Below are 6138 nucleotides of genomic sequence, written 5' to 3'. Positions count from 1 at the left end.
ACTTATGAGCACTGCAGAACGGTCACTTCACTCTAGCGCAAGTCTTAGCGCCAATTGCAAGAGCAAAGGCCTGACTTGTGCTTAATTTGAAGTTTAAAAGGCACAAGTCATCCAGCCCCGCAATCCTTTTCTCGAAGACTTGCGCCAGAAGAGGAGTCTGTTGATGATAGCGAAACGCAGTGGAACGGAGAGATGACGAAACTTTAGCATCAGATGGTAACATCTAACGCCACGAACAAACCTAGGCCTCCCTCCTGCTCTCTACCGTATACACAAAACTATCTGCCAGGTAGTAACCCAGATTATATTCGATAGGCCTGTCGCCCTGGTCGAAAACATAACGTTTTCTAAAAAGCAACGGACTGCCTGCTTCCACATCCAGTTTGGAGGCAATAAATTTATCGGCAGCCTTGGCACTGATCTCTTCCTTTGATAAATCGGCAATGATCGAATGATCCTTTTCCAGAATTTCGTATAGCGGCCGTTTAAAATCCTCATCGCCGGTAAGCCCTATCCTTGGATGAAAATAGGAAATAAAATAAACAAAAGGTCCTTCTGCTTTACCCCTCAAACGTTCCAGTTTTAAGACTTTTTTATCGGTACCGATATCAAAAAAATGCGCTAATTTTTCATCGGGCAGTACCCAGCTGATGTGAAGCTCGAAATTCCTGATCGGAATACCCCGAGCCTGCATTTCCTGCGAAAAACTTAACCAGTTACTGGCTTTCGAACTCACCGAAACTTCTGCAACCTTGGTCCCGATACCTTTTTTTCTGATTAGCAAACCTTCGTAAACGAGTTTATTCAGCGCCTGCCTAAGAGTAGTTCTCGAAATGGCCAGTTGTTTGGCCATATCCACTTCATTGGGCAGAAATTTGGTAGCATATTCCGGATCTTTGATCAGGTTCCGCAATAATTCTTCTGCCTGGATGTGTAAAGGAACAGGACTTTTATGATCGATAGAAAATTTCATTTTTTTATACTGCATCTCTTTATACAAGGGAATGCTAATGCATCTTAGCAAAGATAGAAAAAGCACCTATAATCAGAAACAATATGTATACATATGGATAAGCATCTCCATTTTATAACCCTAAAATTATAGCTAATAACCAATAATTAGTATTTAAAATCGATCAAAAAGCAATATTTTTAAAATTATTAGGATATATGTACATACATATATACATTTGTTTAATCATATTACATTACCCAATTTATGGAAGTAAAAAACAGCGTTGAAAAAGTACCGGTTATTAACACGTGGAGAAAAAGTGGAGAGAACATTTTACCAGTAAAGATTAATGATGTTAACCTACCGGCCGAAGGTTATAACATATATCCCGTACATCCTTTGGGCAAGAATAAAATTTTTAATGGTTATCCATCTTTGGCATTGTGGATTATTGAACAGAAAACCGTAATTATCGATGGTTATATCGGTGTATTCTGGCAGGAAATTGAATCTCTTTTACAACAGGAATTTACAAAACACCATATCAGGGTTAACTGGATCCGTTCATCAGCCAGCGTGAAAACTCCGCATGAGGTATCGCAAATGGTTGATCCTTTTCTGGGTGAAGCCCAAAGCGTTTGGGGCAAAAAGACATCATTAAAGCTTGCTGACTTTTTTAATTCAGACTACCACTTGATCCAACCTGATGCGACATACGAGATAAACATTGTTATCGGAATGGGTGCCGCATTGCTTAACTGGAATGCCCCGGTTATTTACCTCGAAATTCCTAAAAATGAGATCCAGTACCGCATGCGGGCGGGTTCGGTTGCCAACCTGGGGGCAAATGATGTTGCAGATGGTGCTGAAATGTACAAAAGATTTTATTTTGTGGATTGGGTGGTACTCAATGACCATAAAGTCCAAATTTTAGACCACATCAGTGTGGTGGCCGATGTGCAGCATCAATCTGATGTAAATTGGATACCTGCCAATGAACTGCGGAAAGGTTTAAAGCACATCAGTCAAACGCTTTTCCGGGTGAGGCCATGGTTCGAAGCCGGAGCATGGGGAGGCCATTGGTTACAGAAAAACATCGAAGGACTTAATAAAAACGAAAAAAACTACGCCTGGTCTTTCGAACTGATTGTACCCGAAAACGGTATCGTATTTGAAAGTGATGGTAACCTGCTGGAAGTAGCCTTTGATTTTTTGATGATAACCGAATTTCAATCGGTTCTAGGGAAACACGCCCCGGTTTTTGGAACAGAGTTCCCGATCAGGTTCGATTTTCTGGATACCATTGATGGCGGAAATCTTTCGGTACAATGCCATCCATCACTAAAATACATCAGGGAAGAATTTGGCGAAAACATCACCCAGGATGAAACTTATTATATTTTGGAATGTAAGGATGATGCTAAAGTTTACCTGGGCTTTCAGGAAGACATCAATCCCGCAGATTTTAATAAGGCTTTGATCAACAGCCAGCAATTTAACCGGGAAATTGATATAGAAAAATATGTTCAGGTACATGATGCCAAAAAACACGATCTTTTTTTAATCCCGAACAGTACTGTACATAGTGCCGGAGCCAATAACTTAGTGCTCGAAATCAGCGCAACACCCTACATCTTTACCTTTAAAATGTACGATTGGCTCCGTTTGGGATTAGATGGTAAACCCCGGCCGATCAATATTGAACACGCTTTTAAAAACCTCGATTTCAGCCGCAAAGGAAATGTTGTTACAGAGGAATTAATTTCAAAACCATCGGTAATCGAACAAGGAAATGATTGGGAATTAATCCATCTTCCTACTCATGAAGAACATTTTTACGATGTACATCGCCTGGAGTTCGATACGGAGATCACGGTAAAAACAAATAACGCCTGCCATATCCTGATGCTGGTAGAGGGTACGGCCATTAAAGTAAAAAATACTGATGGTAATATTACCTGTTTCAGTTATGCAGAAACTTTTGTTATACCCGCAGCAGCCGAAAGTTATATCCTAATTAATGCAGGCAAAGGCAGGGCCAAAGTAATTAAGGCATTTGTAAAAGATGAAGTGGATTTTGGACCAATATAAATCAGGCATTAACTAACGCTGCCGTCATCCTGAACTTGTTTCAGGATCTTTTATGCAATGCGATACGAGTAACAATAAATTTTAACCAAATTATAAAATATGAGTAACCAAAAAAGAAACAAAATACTTTTGATCACGCTGGTAGCATCGTTAGGAGGCTTTTTGTTCGGCTTTGATATGGCTGTTATCTCAGGTGTTTTGCCTTTGGTGCAAAAACAATTCGCCTTAAGCGCCTCGCAGGAAGGCTGGTTTGTATCTTCTGCACTGGTAGGCTGTATCATTGGCGTGGCCATATCAGGAGAGCTGAGCGACCGCTTCGGCAGGAAAAAACCACTAATTTTAACCGCTGTTCTTTTTGTAGCATCGGCAATGGGCTGTGCACTCTTCCCTAACCTCTCAGGTGTTATTGCTTTCAGGGTTTTAGGCGGGATTGGTATCGGTATCGCCTCAAATGTAGTTCCATTATATATTTCTGAAATTGCCCCGGCACAGATCAGGGGCAGGTTGGTAACTTATTATCAATTTGCGCTTACACTGGGTATCCTCGTGGCCTATTTAAGCAATGCCGCTTTGTTAAAGGATGCATCTGCCCCAAAGGTAGATCCCTCAGTTTTAGGCCATATTTTTAACCAGGAAGTATGGCGCGGCATGTTGGGTATTGGCGTAGTACCGGCTATTTTGTTCTTATCGGGATTATTGCTCATTCCCGAAAGTCCGCGCTGGTTAATGCAAAAAGGAAAAACCAATGAAGCAAAGCTCATTATTGCTAAAATTACCGGACAAAAATTGACCGAAATAAGTGCAGATCAGTCGATTTCAGAAAACAGTAATCCCAAAAGTTCGTATAAGGAATTATTTGCCCCATCTATGCGCAAAGCGCTATTAATTGGTATTTTGCTGCCCTTATTTTCACAGTTCAGCGGTATTAACGCCATTATTTATTATGGTCCGCGGATACTCGGCAATGCCGGCGTATCATTAAGTAATTCGCTCATCAGCCAGGTCATTTTTGGCATGGCAAATATGGCTTTTACACTTTTCGCCATCTGGAAAGTAGATAGCTGGGGCCGAAGACCGCTTTACCTCTTCGGTACTGCCGGAGCGGCCATTTCATTGATCCTTACCGGAATCTGTTTCTATTTTAATGCCACATCGGGCATCGGACTTTTAATATGCGTTTTGGCCTTTCTGGCTTGTTTTGCCTGTTCGATAGGGCCATTAAAATTTGTGGTTGCATCAGAGATATTCCCGGGCGCCATAAGAGGCAGGGCTTTGGCCATCAGTATTATGGTGATGTGGGTTGCCGATACCATTGTAGGGCAGCTAACCCCTATTTTACTGAACGAAATTGGCAGCGCAGGCACTTTTTGGTTTTTCGCCTTTTTCTGTATCATAGCTTTTATTGCGGTTTATAAATTGCTGCCCGAAACCAAGGGCAAATCGCTTGAGCAAATCGAAAATGATTGGAAAGCAGGTGATGATAAGGAAGTGTTTTTTCATTAATAATGTATCGGATTTATGAAAACGATGTTAAAAATAAGATCTAAGCTTGTCATTCTATTGCTGGTCAATTTAATTTATAGCCCTTTAAAGGCACAAACCGACCGTGACTTGTTGGCTTATGCCGATCCTCGTATCGGTACGGCACACAGTAGATGGTTTTATTTTACACCAGGTGCAGTGCCTTTCGGGATGGCCAAACCAGCCCCCTCAACCAATGGCTCTTACGGCAATAAAAGTGGCTGGGAAGCGGTAGGTTACGATCAAAGACATACCTCGATCGAAGGTTTTGCCAATTTCCACGAATTTCAGATCGGGGGAATCGTTTTTGCCCCATCAACCGGAAAACTCCAAACCCTGGCCGGAAGTTTAGAACAGCCCGAAACAGGTTACCGTTCTACTTTCGACCATAAAGATGAAACCGCTATTCCGGGTTACTATTCGGTATTTTTAAAAGATTATGGTATCAAGGCCGAACTTACGTCAACCAAAAGGGTTGCATTCCATCGCTATACATTCCCAAAATCTAAACAGTCAAATATCATTTTCGATATCGGGCACCAACAGGGCGAAAGCGGTGAAGTAAGCGATGCAAAGGTATACCTCGCACCAGATGGTAAAATTGAAGGATATGTAATTACGCAGCCGGTATATGTACAAAAATATCAGTCAGGCGCATCGGTTAAAATGTATTTTTCGGCCGTGGCAAGCAAAAAATGTATCGCTTATGGCGCATTTAACGGTAAAAATATTAAAAAGGGTAAAAAAGAGGCCAATGGAAAAGGTGCAGGTATGTACCTTACCTTCTCTACCCATCAAAATGAAAGCATCATGTTAAAAGCCGGCCTTTCTTATACCTCTATCGAAAATGCAAGGCTAAACCTTAAACAAGAAGCGGCACAACTATCATTTAATGATGCTAAAGAACTGGCACTTAATACCTGGGCAAGCTATTTGGGAAGAATCAGGGTAACATCAGCCGATAAAAACAACCTGACCAAATTTTACACCGGACTCTACCATGCATTATCAGGCCGTGGACTGGCAAGCGATGTAAATGGCGCTTACCCTAAAAACGACGGCACAATCGGCCAAATCCAACTTGATAAAAACAATGTGCCGGTACACAATCATTACAATACCGACGCCATTTGGGGCGCTTTCTGGAATTTAACCCAGCTCTGGTCTTTGGCTTACCCTGAATATTATTCGGATTGGGTTAAAAGCCAGTTATTGGTATATAAAGATTCGGGATGGCTTGCCGATGGCATCGCAAATAGCCGTTATGTATCAGGCGTGGGCACAAACTTTGTGGGTTTGGCCATGGCCTCGGCATATGCATCGGGCATTCGGGATTTTGATGTAAAAATGGCTTATCAGGCTGCACTTAAAAATGAATTACAGTATGCTAACCGGCCCTTCGGCGCAGGTAAACCCGACTTGGATAGGTTTTTAAAATACGGTTATGTAAATCATCTGGATGAAGGTACCGGAGCAGATGAAAACTGGAAATTTTCGGCCTCCCACACGCTCGAGTATGCCTTTAGTTGTTATGCAGTTGGCCAATGGGCAAAACTTTTAAATCAAACAGA

The 6138-nt window shown here is 41.8% G+C and carries 4 protein-coding genes; 3 read left to right on the top strand and 1 reads right to left on the bottom strand.

Annotated features, from left to right (window positions below; all coding sequences use genetic code 11):
• Window positions 1-241 precede the first annotated feature (241 nt).
• Complete coding sequence (locus B2V92_RS04630) at window positions 242-973, bottom strand: GntR family transcriptional regulator (protein ID WP_293305136.1); 732 nt, start codon at window positions 971-973, stop codon at window positions 242-244.
• 246 nt (window positions 974-1219) lie between these two features.
• Between B2V92_RS04630 and B2V92_RS04625 the strand changes: the two genes are divergently transcribed.
• From B2V92_RS04625 to B2V92_RS04615, 3 genes are all read left to right on the top strand, one after another.
• On the top strand, window positions 1220-3046 hold the full coding sequence (locus B2V92_RS04625) for a class I mannose-6-phosphate isomerase (RefSeq protein WP_293305135.1): 1827 nt from the start codon (window positions 1220-1222) through the stop codon (window positions 3044-3046).
• A 99-nt stretch (window positions 3047-3145) separates the two neighbouring features.
• The gene (locus tag B2V92_RS04620) at window positions 3146-4549 is read left to right on the top strand and encodes a sugar porter family MFS transporter (RefSeq protein ID WP_293305134.1); all 1404 of its coding nucleotides are present in this window, start codon (window positions 3146-3148) and stop codon (window positions 4547-4549) included.
• A 15-nt stretch (window positions 4550-4564) separates the two neighbouring features.
• On the top strand, window positions 4565-6138 hold a 1574-nt coding region (locus B2V92_RS04615; RefSeq protein WP_293305132.1), incomplete at its 3' end, for a glycoside hydrolase domain-containing protein.

The sequence above is a fragment of the Pedobacter sp. UBA5917 genome, assembly GCF_002432345.1.
GTDB lineage: Bacteria > Bacteroidota > Bacteroidia > Sphingobacteriales > Sphingobacteriaceae > Pedobacter.
This window is presented reverse-complemented; position numbering and strand designations above follow the sequence as displayed.